Source organism: Pseudomonas abietaniphila (assembly GCF_039697315.1).
Classification (GTDB): domain Bacteria; phylum Pseudomonadota; class Gammaproteobacteria; order Pseudomonadales; family Pseudomonadaceae; genus Aquipseudomonas; species Aquipseudomonas abietaniphila_B.
The window spans coordinates 6,497,242-6,517,986 of sequence record NZ_CP155619.1; the positions used below are offsets into that span (position 1 = coordinate 6,497,242).

20 protein-coding genes are annotated in these 20,745 nt (G+C 56.0%); 12 read left to right on the forward strand and 8 right to left on the reverse strand.

All coding sequences use genetic code 11. The features are described 5' to 3' along the window. Positions 1 to 20 precede the first annotated feature (20 nt). On the reverse strand, positions 21 to 1,883 hold the full coding sequence (locus tag ABDX87_RS28775) for a Mu transposase C-terminal domain-containing protein (protein WP_346830931.1): 1,863 nt from the start codon (positions 1,881 to 1,883) through the stop codon (positions 21 to 23). Between the two features lie 621 nt (positions 1,884 to 2,504). On the opposite strand from ABDX87_RS28775, the gene ABDX87_RS28780 reads away from it, so the two are divergent. Further along, positions 2,505 to 2,909, forward strand: coding sequence for a DUF6632 domain-containing protein (locus ABDX87_RS28780; protein WP_346830932.1), 405 nt, complete (start codon positions 2,505 to 2,507; stop codon positions 2,907 to 2,909). A 221-nt stretch (positions 2,910 to 3,130) separates the two neighbouring features. On the opposite strand, the gene ABDX87_RS28785 is transcribed toward ABDX87_RS28780, so the two are convergent. Continuing rightward, positions 3,131 to 3,874 carry an SDR family NAD(P)-dependent oxidoreductase gene (locus tag ABDX87_RS28785; RefSeq protein ID WP_346830933.1) on the reverse strand — a complete coding sequence of 248 codons (744 nt, stop codon included), beginning with the start codon at positions 3,872 to 3,874 and terminating at the stop codon, positions 3,131 to 3,133. A gap of 2,158 nt (positions 3,875 to 6,032) precedes the next feature. Here ABDX87_RS28785 and ABDX87_RS28795 point away from each other — a divergent pair. The 3 genes from ABDX87_RS28795 (at position 6,033) to ABDX87_RS28805 (ending at position 8,603) form a co-directional block, all read left to right on the forward strand. Beyond that, entirely contained in the window at positions 6,033 to 6,791 is a 759-nt protein-coding gene (locus tag ABDX87_RS28795; protein ID WP_346830934.1) for an alpha/beta fold hydrolase, read from the forward strand. 80 nt (positions 6,792 to 6,871) lie between these two features. Then, positions 6,872 to 7,669 carry an SDR family oxidoreductase gene (locus ABDX87_RS28800; RefSeq protein ID WP_346830935.1) on the forward strand — a complete coding sequence of 266 codons (798 nt, stop codon included), beginning with the start codon at positions 6,872 to 6,874 and terminating at the stop codon, positions 7,667 to 7,669. 127 nt (positions 7,670 to 7,796) lie between these two features. Further along, complete coding sequence (locus ABDX87_RS28805; protein WP_346830936.1) at positions 7,797 to 8,603, forward strand: DUF1206 domain-containing protein; 807 nt, start codon at positions 7,797 to 7,799, stop codon at positions 8,601 to 8,603. A gap of 61 nt (positions 8,604 to 8,664) precedes the next feature. On the opposite strand, the gene ABDX87_RS28810 is transcribed toward ABDX87_RS28805, so the two are convergent. Then, positions 8,665 to 8,913 carry a hypothetical protein gene (locus ABDX87_RS28810; RefSeq protein WP_346833650.1) on the reverse strand — a complete coding sequence of 83 codons (249 nt, stop codon included), beginning with the start codon at positions 8,911 to 8,913 and terminating at the stop codon, positions 8,665 to 8,667. Positions 8,914 to 9,510: 597 nt separating this feature from the next. Here ABDX87_RS28810 and ABDX87_RS28815 point away from each other — a divergent pair. The 4 genes from ABDX87_RS28815 (at position 9,511) to ABDX87_RS28830 (ending at position 11,906) form a co-directional block, all read left to right on the forward strand. After that, complete coding sequence (locus ABDX87_RS28815; protein WP_346830937.1) at positions 9,511 to 9,975, forward strand: thiol-disulfide oxidoreductase DCC family protein; 465 nt, start codon at positions 9,511 to 9,513, stop codon at positions 9,973 to 9,975. A 143-nt stretch (positions 9,976 to 10,118) separates the two neighbouring features. After that, a complete protein-coding gene (gene folE, locus ABDX87_RS28820; protein WP_074750987.1) occupies positions 10,119 to 10,679 on the forward strand; it encodes a GTP cyclohydrolase I FolE in 561 nt (186 codons plus the stop codon). Between the two features lie 36 nt (positions 10,680 to 10,715). Further along, positions 10,716 to 11,426 (forward strand): SDR family NAD(P)-dependent oxidoreductase, encoded by a 711-nt coding sequence (locus tag ABDX87_RS28825; RefSeq protein WP_346830938.1) that lies wholly within the window; start codon positions 10,716 to 10,718, stop codon positions 11,424 to 11,426. Positions 11,427 to 11,459: 33 nt separating this feature from the next. Beyond that, the gene (locus ABDX87_RS28830; protein ID WP_346830939.1) at positions 11,460 to 11,906 is read left to right on the forward strand and encodes a PAS domain-containing protein; all 447 of its coding nucleotides are present in this window, start codon (positions 11,460 to 11,462) and stop codon (positions 11,904 to 11,906) included. 72 nt (positions 11,907 to 11,978) lie between these two features. Here ABDX87_RS28830 and ABDX87_RS28835 read toward each other — a convergent pair whose 3' ends face one another. Next, positions 11,979 to 12,539, reverse strand: a complete 561-nt coding sequence (locus ABDX87_RS28835) for a carboxymuconolactone decarboxylase family protein (protein WP_346830940.1) — start codon at positions 12,537 to 12,539, stop codon at positions 11,979 to 11,981. A gap of 201 nt (positions 12,540 to 12,740) precedes the next feature. Between ABDX87_RS28835 and ABDX87_RS28840 the strand changes: the two genes are divergently transcribed. The 3 genes from ABDX87_RS28840 (at position 12,741) to ABDX87_RS28850 (ending at position 15,334) form a co-directional block, all read left to right on the forward strand. Continuing rightward, the gene (locus tag ABDX87_RS28840; protein ID WP_346830941.1) at positions 12,741 to 13,166 is read left to right on the forward strand and encodes an Rrf2 family transcriptional regulator; all 426 of its coding nucleotides are present in this window, start codon (positions 12,741 to 12,743) and stop codon (positions 13,164 to 13,166) included. 139 nt (positions 13,167 to 13,305) lie between these two features. Further along, complete coding sequence (locus ABDX87_RS28845) at positions 13,306 to 14,520, forward strand: MFS transporter (protein ID WP_346830942.1); 1,215 nt, start codon at positions 13,306 to 13,308, stop codon at positions 14,518 to 14,520. A gap of 67 nt (positions 14,521 to 14,587) precedes the next feature. Further along, positions 14,588 to 15,334 (forward strand): SDR family NAD(P)-dependent oxidoreductase, encoded by a 747-nt coding sequence (locus ABDX87_RS28850; protein WP_346830943.1) that lies wholly within the window; start codon positions 14,588 to 14,590, stop codon positions 15,332 to 15,334. 124 nt (positions 15,335 to 15,458) lie between these two features. On the opposite strand, the gene ABDX87_RS28855 is transcribed toward ABDX87_RS28850, so the two are convergent. From ABDX87_RS28855 to ABDX87_RS28870, 4 genes are read right to left on the reverse strand one after another with little or no spacing between them, the layout of a single operon-like run. Continuing rightward, positions 15,459 to 16,220 carry a 1,6-dihydroxycyclohexa-2,4-diene-1-carboxylate dehydrogenase gene (locus ABDX87_RS28855; protein WP_346830944.1) on the reverse strand — a complete coding sequence of 254 codons (762 nt, stop codon included), beginning with the start codon at positions 16,218 to 16,220 and terminating at the stop codon, positions 15,459 to 15,461. A gap of 10 nt (positions 16,221 to 16,230) precedes the next feature. Then, positions 16,231 to 17,253: a benzoate 1,2-dioxygenase electron transfer component BenC gene (gene benC, locus ABDX87_RS28860; RefSeq protein ID WP_346830945.1), complete on the reverse strand. Its 1,023-nt coding sequence runs from the start codon at positions 17,251 to 17,253 to the stop codon at positions 16,231 to 16,233. A gap of 10 nt (positions 17,254 to 17,263) precedes the next feature. Further along, positions 17,264 to 17,752, reverse strand: a complete 489-nt coding sequence (gene benB / locus ABDX87_RS28865; RefSeq protein WP_346830946.1) for a benzoate 1,2-dioxygenase small subunit — start codon at positions 17,750 to 17,752, stop codon at positions 17,264 to 17,266. Then, the gene (locus ABDX87_RS28870; protein WP_346830947.1) at positions 17,749 to 19,125 is read right to left on the reverse strand and encodes a Rieske 2Fe-2S domain-containing protein; all 1,377 of its coding nucleotides are present in this window, start codon (positions 19,123 to 19,125) and stop codon (positions 17,749 to 17,751) included. Before ABDX87_RS28870 ends, benB begins: the two co-directional genes overlap by 4 nt. Before the next feature lie 283 nt (positions 19,126 to 19,408). Between ABDX87_RS28870 and ABDX87_RS28875 the strand changes: the two genes are divergently transcribed. Beyond that, positions 19,409 to 20,719: an MFS transporter gene (locus tag ABDX87_RS28875; protein WP_346830948.1), complete on the forward strand. Its 1,311-nt coding sequence runs from the start codon at positions 19,409 to 19,411 to the stop codon at positions 20,717 to 20,719. Positions 20,720 to 20,745: the final 26 nt, after the last annotated feature.

Consider the following 20,745-nt stretch of genomic DNA (forward strand, 5'->3'; position numbering starts at 1 on the left):
TTTACCAACCCCAAATGCGATTAATAAATCAAAGGAGCTTGATCATAGTTAATCTCGTTCGTTGCATGCCAATCCTCCCGCATAACAAACGAATCAGAATTTTGTGCGCGAGTGGTTTTGCTCGTGGTATGTTTATTACTTTTACTGTGGCGTGTAGTTTTAACAGCATGTTCTGCTGTGCGTTTTGGGGCTGGTCGAGCACTGAGGTGTACTGCCTGGTCAATCAACTCGTTTGCATCTGACTCTTCAGGTTTAACAGCAGTGGCCTTAGAGTGTTTTTTGTAATCTTTTACTGCTGCTTCCTGCGCTTTGCCTTTTTTACTTTTGGCAGTTAGTCTAGTCTCCTCCTTCTCAATAATTTGGCCTAACGCAACTGAAGCCGTTCCGTCCTTAGTTAGCGTGCCATCCCTCTCCCCCTTCTGCTGACGCTGCGCACGATAAATTTCATAATTAGAACTCCGATTGAACGGGTTTCGATAACACGGAATCTTCACATACTTTCCGTCACCATCAAGGTCGGCCATGATGAAACTTACGTCATAGGGGTCATATTTTATGAGTACTGAATGTCGAATTTTCTGCTGTAAAATGGGGGCATAATAAAACCGGTTGTGCATTTCTATTCCACCATTTCGAATCACCTTAATTTTTTCTGGATAGAGTACGTACCTAAAATTTTCATGTCTCGCCTCCTCAATTTGCTTTGGTGGTGCGTGTTGTGCATAGTATTTTTTCCACTTGTCAGCCGGACTCATCCTAATACCGCTGTGCTTGCGCTCATGATAAGAGTGAATCGCACATACCATGTACTTTCGGAGACCTGGCAGGGTAAATACGGCTTTATCCTCGCTATTTTCATCTCCCCGTTGCAGAGTATTGGAATAGGTCGTCCCCCTTAAAAAATGCACTTTTGAATTCATCATCGTTCCGATCAGGCGCTCGATGTGACCACCTTGGTGCTTCTTGCCCACATCACGATGCTCCATGGTTACCCCAAACGTTTTTAGATTCGCCTTAACTAAATCTGAGCGAAACTCTGATGCATTGTCGGCGTGGATCACACTTGGAACGCCATGCATCGGCCAGAGTCTTGGATCCAGCGCTAACGAAGCAAGGAAGTTGGATTTCGGGAGCACGCAATTTTCGATGAGCATCGCTACTGATATTGCACTCGGTGGTAGCAAGGTAAGATAAAACCCCAAGACCACTCTAGTATGAATACAGATTGCTAAGCTAATCCAAGGGCGTCCTAGAATAATGGTACGATCATCCTCATCGACCACTATGAGATCCATACGTGTATGGTCGATCTGCACCCACTCGAGCGGACGAGTCGTATCTTTGTAGCCAGGGCGGGCCTCGTAGATATCATCTGCGGTAGCTTTGCCAAGCTTCATCTTGGCCAAAACCGATTTCCCTAACGCTTGAAGTCTTTTGCGCACCAAGTGATAACTAGGCCGTGGAAGCAGTTGTCCATCTGCAAGAGTGCAGACCTGCTCCCAAACTTTTTCGATTGTTGCTGCTTTACCCTCATAGTGCAGGAGGCTCTCGATGATGATTGCCTCCATATTGGGTTCAAACTCTGGCAAACTCGCTTTACGCCCTGGTTTCTTCGATACAACGACTCCAAGATCACCCTTGCTCGCTTGTACTCGCCTCACAATCTTATAAAAACCAGACAGCGTAACTCCAAGTGCTTCTGCCGCAGTGAGAGCATTCATCTCTTTAGTTAAGTATGCTTCCACCGTCGGAATTCGTTCGTTTCCAATCAGCAGTCTCTCGATATCTTTTTGCGAGCTGTTTACATTAAGGAGCGTATTGTCATGCTCCAATCCAATTTTTTTGGATTTAGCGGTCTCGCTCCTTCTAAATTTTTTTGCCACTTACATACTGCCTCTTAACGAAAGCTTCTGGGTACGAAGCTTTGATCGTAGATGACTGGCTTTAACTATCACTTCATGTTTTTAAAGAGCGGTGTTACCAACAGCCCAGCTAGTCTTACTTCCTGAAACTGCAGGGTCAACAATATTAAAATGACATCATTTTTATTTTTCATTATCGAATATTGCACTTCAAAAAATGGAGTTAAACAATAGTGATAAATTGCAGGCATTGATTTATATCGATTTTTTTTGCTTTACCAGCTTGAACAATTAGTATAAATTGACAAACTACAAGCAAGCCAAATTGTGTAGCACTCCAATAAGTTTGCTACATGGTTTTTTTTATAAAATCAAAGTCTAAAAAAGCACTCTCATCCTCAGACTTTTCATGAGTTCAGAGGACGTTTTAGTAGTTCCAGATAGAGTTCAAAGCACTAACCAGCAGACAAGGTGTATGCGGTAAATGAGGACAAAAACCTGCTTGTTTTTTGAAATAACTCGGACAAAAACAGATTTTTTGTGTCCGCAATAGGGTTTGCTAACGAAAATACCTATTTAAAACAATGGTTTAGGATTTTGTCCGCAATTCGCAACGCTCACATCAACGGTGAGGAGTCCGCCATGACGGAATTCGATCGCCTCAGATATCTGCGCGTCGTTCTTATTCTGGCTGGCGTCGCGTGCCTTGCCCTCTATCCTCTCATGCTGTTCTGGCCGTCCGGTTGGGCCTGGCATAGCGGTTATTCGGACTACCCGATGATGATCGTTGGCATCTACGCCACGCTTGGTGTGTTTCTAATTCTGGCCGTACGTGATCCATTAGCCAATCTGAGCCTGATCTGGTTCGCCGTTTGGTCTAGCGCCGTCCACGGTGGAGTCATGGCCGTCCAGGCGCTCACCCAGTCAGGGCAGATGGGACACTTGGCGGGTGATGTGCCAGCGCTTTTGATCTTGGCGCTTGCCTTGGCCATTTTGACGCCCCGCTCGCGATTGGGCGTCAGGCCCCGGACAGGCCATCAGGCTTAAGTGCTGATCTGACTGCCCGCACGAGGTCCAGCGGGCCGCAAGCGACTGCTCAGATTCAGGCAGCCAACTTTAAAGATGGTGAAAAAAGTCGGATGGATCATCGATATGTGGCCCAGGTGGCTAAACACCGCATAGTACTGCTCCTGAACTCGCAGCGACTGGAAAGCACTATGCACCCGGGACACATATGTTCACGGCCTCTCTCTCTGGAGTTCTAACGATTACCGCAAGGTATACCCACCATCTACGACAATATCCTGGCCGTAAATGCTACGTCCTCGCTCGGATAGAAGGAACAGAATCACATCTGCCACCGCTTCCGGCTCCAGGAATTTACCCTCTAGCAAGCGCTGATTGACTGTCTCGGCGACAGAAGACAATGTCGCATTATCCAACCCTAATGATCGCCAGATCGGAGTAGCGGTTGGCCCTGGCGATACGACGTTTACTCTAATTCCTGCCTCAGCCAGTTCGACGGCCAAGGTTCGTGCATGCGCTGTCAGTGCTGTTTTTGACGCGATGTAGCCAGCCAAGCCTGGGAAGGCCAATGCGGAAAGGAAAGTGCCGACAAACACAACTGCCGCAGGTGTCGCCAATTGAGCACGCAACGCAGAAAGCGTGTTGAGCGCACCTGCTCCGTTGACAGCCCAGTTTCGCTCAAACCCCCTACCCTCCAAACTCTCTTCAAGTACGGCGACGCCTGCATTCGGTACGAGAAAATCTACAGGCCCGATTCTGGAGGCACAGTGTGCAAGCTGCTCGAGATCCGAACTTACCGTCACATCGCCCCTGACGACATGGAGGCGATCACCGTGAACCTCCTTGAGTGCAGCCAATCCGCCCCGGCTACGTGACATCGCCACTACTGTCGCTTCTTGGCTGAGTAACCGTTGAACAACTGCCAGACCGATACCTGAACTCGCACCGGTTACCACAGCCAAACGATCGTTGAACTCACTTCTCATGTTTCAGCTCCTTGGGCATTAAACGATGTACCCATCACTGACACATTTCATGCCAATCTAAAAACTCATCTAAATCAAGTAACTGAAGATTTATAGAGTCAATTTGACTACTGATATCTCTTGTCATAATGACTATTGATAGTTTTTTTGACCCTCATTAATAGATATTGTGAGCGCCTCAGAGGGCAGTAAAACGTGCCGCATCGAATCTCTTTGATAGGCACTGTCCTTTCCTCGATACAAGCCAGAGTTGATCAGCGAATTCCAGATTGGCCGCCCCATCGCCCTACTCCCTTGCGATCTGTTTCGGCGTTGTTGATCGGCGCCATCGTGCAGTCTTCGAAATTGACGCCGCCCCTGCCCTCCAATGCCCGACTGGGCGCGCGCCAACCCGTTGCCGCTCCCTGCTCCAGTTTTCAGACCGGCCTGCGTTTACCTCTCGCCGGACTCACGAACAATCGCCTGGGCAACATCGGCGAATGGCAAATCGCGAGTCAAAACCGAACTGGCGAAATACCTGACGCGTGGTCGGGTAGCCAGGATCTTCGACCCAGGCTCGCTCCCCTGCGTGGAGCAAAGTATGTGCGACCAGCGACAGGCTACTGCGCCAACCGCTGATGATAAACACCTGATGCGCGCCGCAATCGATGCCTCGTGACACTTGCAAATACGAGGCAATGACGCTGCGTAATGCAGGGAGGCTGTGTGGTGCTAGCGGAGGCGGACGGTAGCGGTTTTTGTAATTCGGGACTGACCCCGGTGCCTTTCTGACCGAAGGCCAAGAGGTAGCCCTCGCTCATAAGCAACGAATGGGCCAGCTCGAGGGGCCACGAGCCACACCCAGCTCTTTGGCGAGGGCAATCGGTCACCAGAGCAAAGCGTTCCAGCGGCGATGGCAGCGAGTACTCGGTCATATATCTGACGGTACAGAGGGAAACCCGGTAATCCATCCAATGCGGTGAAAGGGTGCGAACTGCATGTAATTCATGCCTGGATCTCCAACGCATCTAGCTCCGATAAAAACTGAACAACCTTAACCACTCGGGGCCTTCCAGAAGTAGAAGTAAAGATTCACACTTTTTAGTCATTTTATTCTTAACAAATAGAAGCTCTCGAACACGACCCATTAAATCGTCCTCGTTTCAACTAATAACGAAGACCCTGAGGCGAAAAACTCATTTGCTGTCCGATTAAGATAAAGGCTAGCCCTTATACCTAAAGTGAGTCAGGCGACGTTTTCAATCGAATTTATGTGAGTCGACTTTTGTGCTGAGTGCGTAGCAGAGGTATGTCGATTGCAAGCCTTATAGCGACCTGAGCATTTCTTGAGACATCCGGGTTGGGCGGGTTATATGAGAGCGCAGTGAGGTGCAGTGAGGTAAGGCTAAGTTGAGTTGTGGATTTAACCGACGGCTATTTAGCAGACTCGCCATCTGATTGAGCATGACTTGCGAGTGTTCCGCCAATCCCCCCACCTTCGGGAAATACTGTTCTGGCAGCTCGTTGCTGTTTTCATCCCGTCCTTGCAATGACGATAGGGATCGCACCGGTACAACTTTATGTCGGTCGGGACGGTAAACGCGCATGTTCAACCATTTCCTTGCCACGCCCCACATCCGCGACTGATGAGTTCTTGAAGCAACTCACGGGCGTTCGCGATCAGAGTACTGATGACCGTCTTGGTCTCCTTACCGGAAAATTTCAAATGGATTTAACGCTTTAGAACAGTAGCGCCCTGGCTGCTCCTGCTCCCGTACAGCTGGGTCGGCTCAACTCCAAGACTGTTTGGGAAATCCTCGCCAGAGCCTTCCGGGATGACACATTGCCAACCATCCTATGCCCTCGTTGTTCCACGCCCGGCACTTCTACGCTGCCACATTGCCCGAGGGACAGCAGGCAATGGAGAGTTCCGTGCGCTTCTTCGAGCTTGGCTTGGCCGACGCCAATCGTTAACTGAAAACCAGGCTGAGGGGGCTGTATCGCTTTCTCGGCCTGACACCTGTGGCAATCACAGTCGCAATGGCCCAATGATCACACGCTCAATACCCGCTGACTTCGTCTCAACCGAACAAGCATGCCTTCCTGCCGATGTCCGTAATCCGGTGGAACTTTGCTCAGGTCGAACCCCTCAACTGGCAAATCCTGACGAGTCATCATCATGCTTCCACACAGCGAACAAGGCCACGGGTCGCCGACCTTCGTGCTGATGCATTACCTGGGAGGCTCCCATCGCACCTGGTTCCCCACCCTTCCCTATCTGGACGGCGATCATCACTGTGTGGCGATTGACACCCCGGGGTTCGGAGACGCGGCGCAGGTAGGGGGCTACACCGTCGATGCGATGGCCGAGCACGTCGATCAGTGCATTCGTGAACTCGGCATAACGAACTGTGTGCTGGTCGGGCACTCAATGACGGGCAAGGTTGCCGTTGTTCTGGCGTCACGCCGGCCTGATTACCTGAGCGGTCTCGTACTCGTCGCCCCCTCACCTCCCGGCCCGCAGCCGATGACGGAGGCAGACCGGGACAAGCAGCGCGCTTACACCAAGACACGCGCCGAAGCGGAAGACTTCGTGGATGAGTCGAGTGCGATTCGCTTGCCCGATGACATCCGCGAAATCGCGATCGCCGACGCCCAGCGGGTCAACCTCGAGGCGTGGCACGCCTGGGTCGATCACGGCAGTCGTGAGGACTGGAGCCACCGATTGGGAACCATTGATTTGCCGGTTTTGTTGGTCTGTGGCGAGGTGGATGAGCAGGTGCCGGGGCCTGATGAACAGCGCCGCACGACGCTGGCGGCATTCACACGCACTCAGTTGGAAGTGATTCCAGGCGCGGGCCATCTGATGCCGATGCAAACGCCTCGGGCACTGGCAGCGCTGATGCTGACCTTCGCCAAAGCGCAGCTCGACGGATGACCCATCCGTTACCCACTCCCCTTACATAAGTAGGCACATGAACGCCGCCCTGTCGGCACCCATCATTGAGCGAGGTGAATATGGATCTGGGAATCAAAGGCCGCGTGGCACTTATTACCGGTGCCAGCGGCGGCATTGGCTTGGCGACTGCCAGACAGCTAAGTGAAGAAGGCGTGTGGCTGGTGCTGAGTGATATCGATCAGCAAAAGCTGGACGAAGCGTACACCTGGTTGAGCGCTGAAAAAGTTTTGCTGGCTGCCGATATGACTCGACAAGACGAGGTTGAGCGCGTTGTCGACGCCGGCCGGGCAACATTCGGTCAGATCGACATCGTGGTCCACACCGCAGGCGTGACGGGGGCAAAGGGCGATCCTTTGGAGCTGTCCGACGAGGATTATCTGGAAGCATGGAACACCGACTTCTTCTCCGCCGTGCGTGTGGCCCGGGCGACCATTCCGGATATGCGCACACGCAACTGGGGGCGGTTCGTCTGCATCACCTCTGAAAATGCGGTGCAACCCTACTGGGAAGAAGCGGTTTACAACACCGCCAAGGCGTCGCTTGCAGCGTTCATCAAGAACCTTTCCTACAAAGAAGCTGCTCAGGGTGTGCTTTGCAACACAGTCTCTCCGGCGTTCATCGAGACGCCCATGACCGACGGAATGATGAAGAAACGCGCTGAAGAACTGGGCGTGACCTTCGAGGAGGCCATCGAAAGCTTCCTTGATGAAGAACGTCCGGGCATTGTCCAGAAACGTCGGGGCAAGCCGCACGAGGTGGCAGCCGCCATCGCACTGCTGGTGTCCGAACGGGCTTCTTTCATCAACGGCAGCAATCTTCGCGTGGATGGCGGATCGGTACAGGCGCTGCAGAACTGATCATGGAAGGTGCGTCGGTGCTGAAAGACGGCATCGACGCCCCGGTGCTTCAATCGTTCTGAAGTCAATGACAGAACCCCTTCCCACCGAAGGGGTCTGCTCCTGTATTACTTTCGGAATACAGCCAATGTCCACGCAAAAAAACCTTGTGATACTTGCCCGCGGCGGGTACGCCGCCCGAGGAATGCTTTACCTGATCATCGGGATTTTTGCACTGCTGGCTGCTCAGGATTCAACCAAGCCAAAAGACAGCCACAAAAGCCTGGAGGCCCTGCTGGCTCAGCCGTTTGGCTACTTTTTAGTGGGGCTCGTGGTGGCGGGCTTGCTCGCTTTTGCGGCGTGGCGTGTGCTGCAAGCTACGCGTGACGTCGACCACCACGGCAAAAACCTCAAGGGATTAGTGATTCGCGCGGGCTTGTTCACGGGAGGTCTAGTGAATGGCGCGCTGGCTTTTTTTGCCTTAGGTCTGCTGTTGAGCGGAATAAAAAGCGCGGGCAGTTCCGATGGAAAAACCAAGGATTGGCTGGCGCATCTTTTGTCTTGGGAACACTCCAACTTACTCGTGTACGTCATTGCTCTCGTTCCGCTCAGTGTTGGAGTGGCGCACATCATCAAAGGCTGGAAGGCATCGTTCGAGAAGTATTTTGAGGCCGACGAAGACGTCATGCGATACGTGCGGCCGGTCTCTCGGTTTGGTCTGATCGCCCGTGGGGTCGTGTTTATCGAAATAGGCTTACTGCTGGCAGTCAGCGGCTCTGCCTACAAAGCGATGGATCCGCCGGGTATGAAGGAGGCCCTGGACGCACTCCAGAATCTTCCGGCTGGGTGGCTGGCGCTGATCGTGATGGCCTTTGGGTTGATCGCTTTCTCGGTTTACAGCTTCTCTGAAGCTTTTTGGCGGAAGATAAACATGAAAGTACCGGGCGTGTGTTGACGGTAATCCTTCGCTTCATCCAGTGGATAGCTAGGGCCTGAGCCCTAGCAAACAGCAGGTGTTACTTCTTCTTTTTCGCAGGTTTGTCTGCTTTATCGTCCGACTTCTTAGCCTTTTCTGGCTTGCTGTCAGCTTTCTTTGCAGACTTCTTCGGCTCGGCGTCCTTTCTCTTTTCTTTCTTTTCCGAAGATTTCGAAAGCGCTGACGCGGCAGCTGACTTCTTCGCCGGTGACGCTTTCTTGTCTTTCAGATCTTTGCTGGCTTTGGAAGGACTGTCTTTGGATTTCTTTTCGTCTTTAGCCACGTTCATTACCCCTCGGGTATGCCGGTATCGGCACATTGCCAGTGGATTATCCACAAGCTGATCATTAGGCGAGCACACGAAGAAGCGGTTCAAAGTTTTTGACGCCTCGCCCTCGTCTCAGGTGCGTACATCGGTTTCGGCGCCATGTGCAAGCCTGCTTAATTGTCCTCCGCTTCTGCCTCGTCACCCTCCTCCATGGGTTCCTCGCGTTCAGACGAATGCTCAGGGGGGTTGGGCATCACATCAGGTCGTCCTGGCTCCAGCGGCGCTATTGAAGCACCGTTACCCGAACCACCTTCCAGCTCTGACTTACTTTTCATTATTTGCCTCCCATGGTCGCAAAAAGGGTTGCGACGTATGGGTTCGAAGCTGGAAACGTGGCGTCGTTCGGTCAATCTTTCCCGGTGCCGACAAATGAGCGTCGAGTTCTGGAGCGAAGGAGAAGACCACGGCTTCCTATCTGCGCTCAAGGAGCAGAACCCAGCAGCCCTCTCCATCTATGCGCGTCAGATCGATCTGACGGTTACTTAAAAAGAATGCAGCCCATTGTCAGCCTGTTTCTTTCGGCCTATCTTGTACAAAACCTATACAGGTCCATTGGTGATGTACAACAAAGTGAAGTGGCCGCTCACGCTGTACTTTGACGGCGATTGCCCGTTGTGCGCGCGCGAAATCAAGCTTCTTCGCCAACATGCCGCGGAGGATCGACTGTTTTTCGTGGACATCAGTCGCGATGAATTCGACGCGACGGCACTAGGATTCACCTTCGAGCAGATGCAGTCGCTGTTGCACGGCCGTTTCGCCGATGGGCAATGGGTGACCGGCCTGGATGCGACGCTATGGAGCTGGCGAGCCGCGGGTTTGGGTTTTTGGGCGACGCCGCTGACATGGCGCGCACTGCGTCCGCTGCTGGAACTCGGGTATCGCCTTTTCTGCCGCTTGCGTCCCGCTTTGGCATGGTTGCCTCATCCGGATGGAGGCCGTCGCTGTGTCGATAACCAGTGCGTGGTGCCGGAATCCAAACCTTCACACAAGGAGGCGCCCGGTCCGAAAACAAAGCAGAACTAGACCGCTTCGCTTCGTCACTGACGCGAGAAGAACCTGAACCACAGGTCATCCGGCGAACCTCGCGTCATCGGGTGCAAAGCACGCACTCCCTACCCTCAACGATCAACGCCACACTTAGCGCAGCATGGCTGCGAGGTATCAAAATGAACCTACCATTAGCCGAGCACTACCGTGAAATTTTAGTCGGCGTAGGCGAGAACCCGGACCGTGAAGGCCTTCTGGACACGCCCAAGCGCGCAGCCAAAGCGATGCAGTACCTGTGCAATGGCTACTCGTTGAATCTGGAGGAAATCATCAACGGCGCACTGTTCGAATCGCAAAGCGATGAAATGGTGATCGTGCGCGACATCGAGCTGTATTCCTTATGCGAGCATCACATGCTGCCCTTCATCGGCAAGGCCCATGTCGCGTATATCCCGACCGGCAGGGTGCTAGGCCTGTCCAAGGTCGCCCGAGTGGTCGATATGTTCGCCCGGCGCTTACAGATTCAGGAGAACCTGACCAGGCAGATTGCGGACGCCATTCAGCGCATTACCGATGCCGCCGGCGTGGCGGTGGTCATTGAGGCAAAGCATATGTGCATGATGATGCGCGGCGTGGAGAAACAGAATTCGGTGATGACCTCGTCGGTGATGCTGGGCGCATTTCGCGAGTCCTCTGCGACGCGTCACGAGTTTCTCCAGTTGATCGGACGCCTCAGCTAAGGCAAACGAATCGAGGGTATCGACGGGAGAGGCCAGATGAACAGTTCCTTTACGATGAGCTCCCTTGGCGACGGTTACCGTGCGTTGGTGATTGGCGCCAGCGGAGCGCTAGGCTCGGCTTTTTGTGAGTGGCTCAATGACGATCCGCGATGTGCCGGTGTCCGCCAATTGGGGCGCAGCACCCTTCCAGCCCTGGATCTGGAACACCCCGACAGCATCGCCAAAGCGGCTGCCGAATTGGTTCAAGAAGCGCCCTATCAGTTGATTGTGCATGCCGCAGGGCTCCTGCATCGCGATGGCATCAAGCCTGAAAAAAGCTACGCCGCGATTGAAGCGGAGGCCATGCAGGCGGTATTCCAGATCAACACCCTGGGCCCTGCTTTGGTTTTGCGTCACTTTCTGCCACTGCTTGATCGCAGCGGCGCCATGGCGATGCTCTCCGCCAAGGTGGGCAGTATCGGTGATAACCGTCTGGGCGGCTGGTATGCCTATCGCGCCTCCAAGGCAGCGTTGAACATGCTGATTAAAACGGCTGCCATAGAACTGGCACGGACGCGACCTGAGACCCGTTTGTTGAGTCTTCATCCAGGCACCGTTATTTCAGGCCTGTCGCAACCCTTCCGAGGCGCGTCTGCGGCCCGGCCAGCCGACATTGCTGCCCGTGAGTTGCTATCACTGATTGACGGTTTGACTCCTGCCGACAGCGGCAATTTCTTTGCCTATAACGGTGAGCGCCTACCCTGGTAGGCACTCACGTAACATTTTTCAGGAACGCTGAACATGATAAGTGCAGAACTTCTGCAGCTGGTGGTGGAAGCATCCAGCGATGGCATCGTGGTTGCGGAGCAGGAAGGTGATGAGAACATACTGATCTATGCCAACCCTGCCTTCGAGCAGCTGACGGGCTATAGCAATGACGAGATCCTTTATCAGGACTGTCGTTTTCTGCAACGTAATGACCGAGACCAAAGCGGTTTGGCAATCATCCGCGAGGCCATAAAAAACCGTCAACCCTGCAGGCAGATCATCCGCAATTATCGCAAGGATGGAAGTGCTTTCTGGAATGAGCTCTCGATTACCCCGGTGTTCAACGATAGAGATCAACTGACCTACTACATCGGGATCCAGAGGGACGTCAGCGTCGAGGTAGAGGTTCGCGAGCGAGTGCGCGAACTTGAGGCTGAACTCGTGGCGCTAAAGAAGCAACTGGCTCAATCGAAGCGTTGAGCCTTTCTGTGTCAGCCGCTAATAGGCCGGTCGCGATGGGCGCCTGCAAACAGGAGCATCACTCACAGTCCCCTACTCATCGAATGGCAATGGAGTCTCAGGATCGCGCCGGACTTCAAAGACATTGAGCGTCATCGCCACGAGCGAGTAATACCCATAGACGCCGATCAGCTCGACCATGGCAGGCTCGCCAAAGAGCGCGACGCCCTGATCGTAAAGCGCGGTATCGACACGGCGGGTTTGATACAGCGACTGGCCGATTTCGTACACGCACTGCTCATCCGTGCGTGTAAACGTCGGCGTCAGGTGTTGCCTGAGCGCTTCGATCACACTGTCGCAAACGCCCGCGCCTCTGGCGATGGGCTCATGAATCTGCCACTCCGCCTGCGAGCGCCACCAAGCGGCGGTCGTCAGGATGGCGAGTTCAGTCAGCCGTAACTCCAGCGCGGTTCCGTACCGGCAGAACGCTCCCAGACGCTGCGTGTGATCTGCCAGCGCCGGGCTATGAATCCATGCGAGGAAAGGCCCGTCCAGATTGCCGCGAGGGCCCTTCAGAATTTCAGCCAACACGCGCTGTTGGTCTTCGCTCATCTGATCAGGCTGCAAGGGTGTAAGACGCGATTGAATGTCCATGATTTCCTCTGTCCAGGCGGTCGTCAGCGCCATTGATGACGTTGGCTACGCACTCACTATGAATCGCGCAGGGTAATCGGGAACAAGACACCCTGACCAGAGCGCGAGCCTGCCCAACGCTTGGGGCAGCTTACGTAGGCTCGCGAACTCGAAATCAAAGCGTCGGTTGACAGCCCTAATTATGCTGATTACAGTCACAAAATGTCACAAACCAATGTTCAGTTCTCCGTCGCGTCACACATCATGGCCTCGCTGGCTGCCAACCCCGGGCAGCCCGTGCGTTCAAGCGACCTTGCGAGCAGCGTAAACGCAGACCCGAGCTTCGTGCGCCGGGTGATTTCCAAGCTTGCCAAGGCAGGTCTGGTCAGCACCACCCGAGGCAAGATGGGCGCGTGCATGCTGTCCCGGCCCGCCTCGGAGATCACCCTGCTCGATATCTATCAGGCCAGTGAAGCGCCGAGAACGTTCGTCGTGCATCAATACGCGGTCACGGAATGTTGCCATGTGAGTCGGAACATCAAGGGATGTCTGGAAAACGTCCTTCAACGGGCACAAGCGTCATTCGAGCAAAGCCTGGCCCAACATACCCTTGCAGACATCAGTCATGCACTTGAAGGCGATCACTGATTTTTTTTGCCTTTAATTGTTGTCTTTAAACGCACAATTATTTTTCTCACGCAATCCTTGGGACCCCTATGACAAATGCCACCGTAAACAGGATGACCGTCATCACCCACTGCAGATTCTTCGCGAAGGAGATGGCACCGTGACCGACAGCTCCCTTGTAAGCTCGAACAAGCAACTGCAGCCGGAATTGAGTTCGGCCGGTTCGACACCCGCTTGGCTCGCCGTCGCTGCGCTGGCGCTCAGCACCTTTACCTCCGTCACTACCGAGTTCATACCGGTCGGTCTTCTGACCAATATCGCCAGCAGCCTCAATGTGAGTGAAGGCGCTGCCGGGCTGATGATCACGATGCCAGGAGTGGTCGCCGCTGCGACTGGCCCGCTGTTGATCATTCTGGCGGGACGACTGGACAGGCGCATCGTGCTGTTGCTGCTGTCGGCGCTGCTGGTGCTCTCAAACGCTTTCGCAGCAATGGCTCCGAACCTCGCTACCATGTTGGCGGCCAGGGTACTGCTCGGGCTATGCGTTGGTGGGTTCTGGACCTTTGCGCCCAGCGCCACGGGACATCTGGTCCCGGCCGCGCTGCAACCCCGCGCAATGTCATACATCCTGGCGGGCATTTCGGTTGCCACCATCGCGGGCGTTCCGGCCGGCGCATTGCTGGGCGAAATTGCCGGGTGGCGGATGACGTTCTTCGCCATCGCCGCCATGGCCCTGGTCGTGCTCATCCTGCAACTGTTCACCCTGCCCTCAATGCCCGCCGAACGGGCGATCAAGCTGCGAGAGTTGACGGTGCCGTTTACCCAACCGCTGGCACGGATGGGCCTGATCGTCACGCTGCTGTTGGTGGCGGGACATTTCGGGACCTACACCTATCTCAAACCCATCCTTCAGCAGATTTACGGTGTGAGCTCCGAAAGCGTCACCACCCTGCTCCTTGTTTATGGCGTCGCAGGCTTTGTCGGCACGTTCGTCGGCGGCCGCCTGGTCAGCCACAGCGTCCGTGCCACTGCGCTCATGGCCGTCGTGATGATCGGCGCCGTGCTGATGCTTTCTGCACTTGGCGCAACCGGCGTGACCGAAGGCGCCGTCGCCGCGTTGGTCTGGGGCGCAGCCTTTGGCCTGGTCCCCGTTGCCCTGACCACCTGGATGCTCAAGGCACTTCCAGACTCGCCCGAAGCCGGCCAGGCGGTATTGGTCAGCGTGTTCCAGATCGGCATCTCGCTGGGCGCGTTCGTCGGCGGTTTCGTGCTCGACGCCTACAGCATCGTCAGCGTGTTGTTGCTGGGCGGCACCCTGCTCATTCTTGCGGCGCTGGTGATCGCGGCCACCCGCTCAAGGTCAACGCAACCCTGATCCTGCAAACCCGTAATCCCGTAATCCCGTAACCCCCGAAATGCTCCATTCCCTACGTGAGGTCAACATGGCTAAGTTAGAAGGTAAAGTGGCACTCGTTACCGGTGCGTCCAAAGGCATCGGCGCTGCAATCGCCAAGGCGCTGGCCGCCGAAGGTGCGGCAGTGGTCGTCACGTACGCGAACGCGAAGGCCGGCGCCGAATCCGTCGCCGCCAGCATCGTGGAAGCTGGCGGGCGCGCCACCGTGGTCGGCGGCGATGTCACCAAGGCTCAGGATGCAGAGACGTTCGTGCAAACCGCAATTGATGCGTATGGCCGTCTCGACATTCTCGTCAACAACTCCGGCGTCTATGCCTTCGCACCGCTGGAAGGCATCACCGAGGAAGAATTTCACCGCCAGTTCAACACTAACGTCCTTGGCCTGCTGCTGGTGACGCGTGCCGCCGCCAAGCATCTGGGCGAAGGGGCCAGCGTGATCAACATCAGTTCCGCCATCACCTCGTTGCTGCCAGCGGGCACCGCAATCTACAGCGCGACCAAAGGCGCGGTGGACGCCCTCACTGGCGTGCTGGCCAACGAGCTGGCTCCACGCAAGATCCGGGTTAACGCCATCAACCCTGGCTACGTCGAAACCGAAGGCACCCACAGCGGCGGTATTACCGGCTCGGAAATGGAAAAAGGCTTCATCGCGATGACCCCACTGGGCCGTGCCGGACAGCCGGAAGACATCGCTGACGTCGCCACCTTCCTGGCCTCCGATGCGTCTCGCTGGATGACGGGCGAGCACCTCGTCGCGTCCGGTGGTCTGAACTGATAACGGGATGAATAGCGCTCGCACTGCGGGCGCTTTCATCACTGGCACGCTCTGAATGATCTGACCGACATCATCACGCTCATGATCCCGATCCTGCGGGAGGTCCGCAGGTAGAGCCGCCGAGTCAGCCCAGGTCACCACCTCCCACCGGCAATGTCACACCCGTGATGTAGGACGCTTCGTCGGAGGCCAGGAAGAGAATCGCACCCGCTTGTTCGTCGACCGTCCCGTAACGCTTCATCAAGGTGCTATCGATCGTCTGATCAACGATTTGCTGGTACCACACTTGCTCCTGCTCACTTTGAGGCTGGGTATTGCGCGGAATCCGGCGCGGCGGTGCCTCCGTGCCGCCGGGTGCGGTGGCGTTGACGCGAATTCCGCTGCCCGCGGTTTCCAGTGCCAGACACGCCGTCAGGGCATTCACGCCGCCTTTCGCAGCGCCGTACGGCACGCGGTTGATACTGCGTGTGGCGATGGAGGAGACGTTGACGATCGCACCGCTTCCCTGTTTGAGCATGTAGGGCAATACGCTGTGGCAGCACCACAGCGTCGGAAACAAGGAGCGACGGATTTCGGCCTCGATCTCGTTTTCCGCGTAATGCTCGAAGGGTTTGGCCCAGATTGTCCCGCCAACGTTGTTGATCAGGATGTCGATGCGACCGAAGCGCTGGTCTGCCGTGGCCATCACACGCGCACATTCGGCGTAGCGTTCAAGATCCGCGGTCAGTGTCAGGCAACGCTCATGCTGCAGTTCATGGACGAGATCGGAGCGGTCGATGGCGACCAGTAAGGCGCCCTCTTCCAGCAAGCGCTCGGCCACTCTCCGCCCGATCCCCTGCGCCGCGCCGGTCACCAGCGCAACCTTCTCGTTGAAACGTGGGTTCATTTCAATGTCCTCAGGCGGCGTCGCCGGTCACGATGGCGTTGGGCGTGAACTTCTCGTAATGGAAACTCACCGGCGTCACACCCTGATCTTTGAAGTGCTGGCGCACGGCATCGACCATGGGCGGCGGGCCACACAGATACACGTCGACGTCCCCCTCGTTGAGGACCTCGGCCGCCATGTGCTGCGTGACATAGCCTTTTTGAGGATGAGCGCTCGCAGGGTCGGCAACACAGGTCACGAAGCTGAAGTTGGGCAGCCGCGCGGCGAAGGTTTGCAGTGTGTTGACCATCACCAGATCCTGGTCACGGGTAACGCCGTAGATCAGCGAGACCCGCTGCGATTCACCGCGTTCGGCAAGCACCTCCAGCATCGCCAGAAAAGGTGCCAGCCCGGTGCCGCCGGCCAGGAACAACAGCGGTCGCTTCACTTCGCGCAGGTAGAAACTGCCCAGAGGCCCGGTCATGGTCACCTGATCGGCGGGTAGCGCGCGCTCCAGCCATTTGCTAATCAGCCCGCCAGGCACCTGCTTGATCAAGAAGCTCGCGTGCTTTTGGCCCGGCAAGCTGCTGAAGGAATAGGAACGCGTCTGCCCGCTGCCCGGCACCTCGATGTTGACGTATTGACCGGGCAGAAAGACCGGCGCCTGATCCAGCTCGAAGCTGACCTCCAGGGCGGCGTCGGCATGCCGGGTGATTGCATGAACGGTGGCCGCAAACTGGCTTGTCCCGGTCTTGCACGCGCTGGAGGGCACGGGGACGGAGATGACGCAGTTCGATTGCGGCACCATCTGGCAGGTCAGCACCTGTCTTTCCTGGGCCTCGTCTTCACTCAACGCGTCTTCGATGTAGTCGTCCCCAAGGTCGTAGGCACCGGTTTCGCAGTGGCATTTGCAGGTACCGCAGACGCCGTCCGAGCAGTCCATGGGCAGGTTGATACGCTGGCGAAAGGCAGCATCCAGAACCTTCTCGCCTGCTTTGCAATCGATGAAACGCGTCACGCCGTCTTCAAAATTGAGCGCGATGGAGTACGTCATGGGTGTGCCCTCAGATGTGATAGATGTCGATGACCTGATGGATGTAATCGTTCTTGAGCACCACCTTCTTGCGTGTGATCAGCGGTTGTTCGCCGCTCACGTCAAGCCGGTAGAAAGAGGTGCCGAAGTACGTGTCCGTGGTCTTGTACCGATGGCTGAGGGTTTGCCAGTTGAAACGCAGGTCCAGATGCGTTGCGTCTTCACCCAGTACTTCCAGGTTGGCGATGAAGTGCGCAGTACGCGGCTCGGGCGTACTGGCGCTCGAGCGTTCAGTCTTGATCCGGAATACGCGGTCTTCGAGACCGTCGCGACTTGGGTAATAAATCAGTGAGATTTCACTGTGCGGATCTTCCGTCAGCGTGTCGTGGTCATCCCAGGCAGGCATCCAGAACTCGACGTCCGGCGAGTAGCATTCAAGCCACTCATCCCACTGCCGATCATCCAGCAACCGGGCTTCGCGGTAGAGAAAAGCAAGCAGACCTTCACGGGCGAGGCTCATGGGCGGGCCTCCTTGTCAGTGGCGATCAGGCCTTGTTGTTCAACCTCGATCGCTTTTTTCAGGCTGGCTGCCCAATGCGCATGCTGGCGCACGAACAGGCCTTCATCCTCGGTCTTCACACCGCTGAGCTGCGGATTCATGCCCATGGCACGGGCATTGTCATCCGCGCCCTCTATCCATTGCTTAGCCCCGCGGCTGAGGTCATTCCACAGGTTCGTCGCACCTTGATAGCCGGTCTGGCAGGCGCGGAATTCCTCCAGGTCATCCGGGGTGCCCATGCCACTGACGTTGAAAAAATCCTCGTACTGACGAATGCGCGTCGTACGCTCCTGAGCGCTCTCGCCCTTGGGGGCCATGCAGTAGATCGTGACTTCGGTCTGATTGACCGAGAGAGGTCTTACGACCCTAATCTGGGTTGAGAACTGATCCATCAGGTAGACGTTGGGATACAGGCAGAGGTTACGGGTCTGATCGACGATGAAGTCGGCGCGCTCCTGGCCAAGACGCTCTGCAAGGGCTGCACGATGCGCGTGCACCGGGCGCACTTCAGGGTTCAGCAGGCGCGTCCAGAGCAGAATGTGGCCATGCTCAAACGCATAGACCCCGCCCAGACTTTTCGACCAGCCGTTGGCATCGACGGTACGCGTACCTTCGGCTTCATAATTGCGCCGGCCCATGGTTGCCGAGTAATTCCAGTGCACGGAACTGACGTGATAACCGTCGGCGCCATTCTCGATCTGCAGCTTCCAGTTGCCGTCATAGATATACGACGAACTGCCACGAAGCACTTCGAGCCCCTCGGGTGCCTGGTCCACCATCTGATCGATGATGACGCGGGTTTCTCCCAGGTAATCACTGAGTTCCGGCACCGCGTCGCTGAGGCTACCGAAGAGAAAGCCACGATAGTTTTCAAAACGGTTCAGGCGCTTGAGGTCGTGTGAACCGTCGCAATCGAAACTGTCGGGGTAAGCGCCGGTCTTGGCATCTTTCACCTTGAGCAACTTGCCGGCGTTGCTGAACGTCCAGCCGTGAAACGGACAGGTAAAGGAACCTTTGTTGCCCTGCTTGCGGCGGCACAGCATGGCGCCACGGTGCGCGCAGGCGTTGACCAGACCGTGCAGGTCACCCTGTTTGTCTCGGGTGATGACGACGGGCTGGCGACCGATGTAGGTGGTGAAGTAGTCGTTGATGTCAGGCACCTGGCTTTCGTGCGCCAGGTAAACCCAACCACCTTCGAAAATGTGCTTCATTTCCAGCGCGAAGAGTTCGGCGTCGGTGAAAATGTCGCGGCGGCAGCGGAACACGCCGGTGGCGGGATCTTCCTGAACGGATTCGCTGAGTTGACGGGCAAGGCGGTCTAAAGTGCTGATCATGGGGGTAGGCCCTCGGTTGTTCTTGTATCAGGCCCCCTCACCCTATGTGTTTAGCCCGCGGCTCAATATCCGCCTGCTGCAAATCGCTATCCGCCCAGCGCAAACGGATCACATTGCCGCGGCCAGGGATTAAGCCCACTGCGTTGAGTTTCCAAAACCGCGCGCTCGATTAACAGACGGCCCTATAAATAATTTGGGGGGCTGGATAAACATTTCGCGCAAGCCCCGCGGGGCAACCTCAGTATCCTCACCGCTCCGGGCTATAAAAATAAAGGTAAAAGGTATGCGACTGGGATGGTATTCGGATCTCTCATCTACCGAAAAGCGTACGTACTGGGCGTGCTTCGGCGGATTCACACTGGACTCGATGGACGCGACGATCTTTGCGCTGATGATGCCGGTCCTCATGACGGTGCTTAGTTTGAGCAAATCCGACGCGGGGCTGTTGGGTTCCGTCTCGTTGATAGGCAGTGCTCTGGGTGGTTGGGGCGCCGGCATGCTCGCCGACCGATACGGTCGCATCCGCGTCATGCAAGGCACGGTGCTGTGGGTCGCGGTGTTCACCTGCATGGGCGCTTTCTGCACAGGCTTCTGGACGTTCCTGCCTGTTCGGTTCCTGCAAGGGATAGGCTACGGCGGTGAGGCCGTCGTTGGGGCGGTCCTGATCAGTGAAGCGATCAAACCCGCGTTGCGTGGCCGGGTCGCAGCCTCCGTGCAGAGCGGTTATGCGGTGGGCTACGCGATCTCACTGGCGACGATGCCCGTGTTGTTCAACTTCCTGCCGGAAGACATTGCCTGGAGAGCGTTCTTCGCCATCGGTTTGCTTCCCGCACTTCTGATCTGGTTCATCCGACGCCTGGTGCCGGAATCGGCAGCGTTCACCCAGACACAATCTCGCCGAAGAGGCATCGACGTTCGGGCGATATTCTCTGCCGAGCATCGTCGAGTCACGATCATCAGCACGATACTGGCCAGCGGTATATTCGGCGGCGCATACATCATGATCACCTGGCTGCCGACCTACATGCGTACGGTGCTGTACTTGCCGATTGCCTCCACCTCAGGCTATCTGGCGGTCAACATCGCGGGGTCGCTGCTGGGACCCTTTATCTACGGCTTGATCAGTGACCGTATCGGCCGCGGCAGAACGTTCATGCTGTTTCTGGTCTGTCAGGCAGTGGTGGTATCGGTCTACATGTTTGCCGACGTCAGCATGAACCTGATTCTTGCGCTGGGTTTGTTGCTCGGCGCCTTTCAGGGCGGTCTGGCATCCGGGCTTCCTCTGACGTTTTCCGAGCTTTATCCCACGCGTATGCGGGCCAATGGAGCCGGTTTCTGCACAAGCTTCGGCCGTGGGTTCGGTTCGATCATGCCGGCGGCGGTCGGGTTTGCATCGGTGCACATGAGCCTGTCCGTGGCGATGGGTTCGTTTGCCATCGGGTCATACCTGATCGGGTTCATTGCCGCGTTGTCCCTGCCTGACGCAACTGGGGTAGACCTCACCGCAGTGGACTCGAATCATGCGGATGCGGACCGGCACGCAGCGGGTTCTGCTGCAGAACACCGGTCCGTGAGCACCCAGCCCCACGCCTGATCTGCACGCACAGGCCAGCGTGCGGG

Excerpts from the sequence above, each read along its gene's own strand:
- ABDX87_RS28785 (WP_346830933.1), bottom strand. The coding sequence starts at position 3,874 with ATGAGAAGTGAGTTCAACGATCGTTTGGCTGTGGTAACCGGTGCGAGT.
- benC (WP_346830945.1), bottom strand. The coding sequence starts at position 17,253 with ATGACGTACTCCATCGCGCTCAATTTTGAAGACGGCGTGACGCGTTTC.
- ABDX87_RS28840 (WP_346830941.1), top strand. The coding sequence starts at position 12,741 with ATGTCACAAACCAATGTTCAGTTCTCCGTCGCGTCACACATCATGGCC.
- ABDX87_RS28810 (WP_346833650.1), bottom strand. The coding sequence starts at position 8,913 with ATGAACGTGGCTAAAGACGAAAAGAAATCCAAAGACAGTCCTTCCAAA.
- ABDX87_RS28875 (WP_346830948.1), top strand. The coding sequence starts at position 19,409 with ATGCGACTGGGATGGTATTCGGATCTCTCATCTACCGAAAAGCGTACG.
- benB (WP_346830946.1), bottom strand. The coding sequence starts at position 17,752 with ATGAGCCTCGCCCGTGAAGGTCTGCTTGCTTTTCTCTACCGCGAAGCC.
- ABDX87_RS28830 (WP_346830939.1), top strand. The coding sequence starts at position 11,460 with ATGATAAGTGCAGAACTTCTGCAGCTGGTGGTGGAAGCATCCAGCGAT.
- ABDX87_RS28835 (WP_346830940.1), bottom strand. The coding sequence starts at position 12,539 with ATGGACATTCAATCGCGTCTTACACCCTTGCAGCCTGATCAGATGAGC.
- ABDX87_RS28850 (WP_346830943.1), top strand. The coding sequence starts at position 14,588 with ATGGCTAAGTTAGAAGGTAAAGTGGCACTCGTTACCGGTGCGTCCAAA.
- ABDX87_RS28825 (WP_346830938.1), top strand. The coding sequence starts at position 10,716 with ATGAACAGTTCCTTTACGATGAGCTCCCTTGGCGACGGTTACCGTGCG.
- ABDX87_RS28800 (WP_346830935.1), top strand. The coding sequence starts at position 6,872 with ATGGATCTGGGAATCAAAGGCCGCGTGGCACTTATTACCGGTGCCAGC.
- ABDX87_RS28855 (WP_346830944.1), bottom strand. The coding sequence starts at position 16,220 with ATGAACCCACGTTTCAACGAGAAGGTTGCGCTGGTGACCGGCGCGGCG.
- ABDX87_RS28870 (WP_346830947.1), bottom strand. The coding sequence starts at position 19,125 with ATGATCAGCACTTTAGACCGCCTTGCCCGTCAACTCAGCGAATCCGTT.
- ABDX87_RS28795 (WP_346830934.1), top strand. The coding sequence starts at position 6,033 with ATGCTTCCACACAGCGAACAAGGCCACGGGTCGCCGACCTTCGTGCTG.
- ABDX87_RS28805 (WP_346830936.1), top strand. The coding sequence starts at position 7,797 with ATGTCCACGCAAAAAAACCTTGTGATACTTGCCCGCGGCGGGTACGCC.
- ABDX87_RS28815 (WP_346830937.1), top strand. The coding sequence starts at position 9,511 with ATGTACAACAAAGTGAAGTGGCCGCTCACGCTGTACTTTGACGGCGAT.
- folE (WP_074750987.1), top strand. The coding sequence starts at position 10,119 with ATGAACCTACCATTAGCCGAGCACTACCGTGAAATTTTAGTCGGCGTA.
- ABDX87_RS28780 (WP_346830932.1), top strand. The coding sequence starts at position 2,505 with ATGACGGAATTCGATCGCCTCAGATATCTGCGCGTCGTTCTTATTCTG.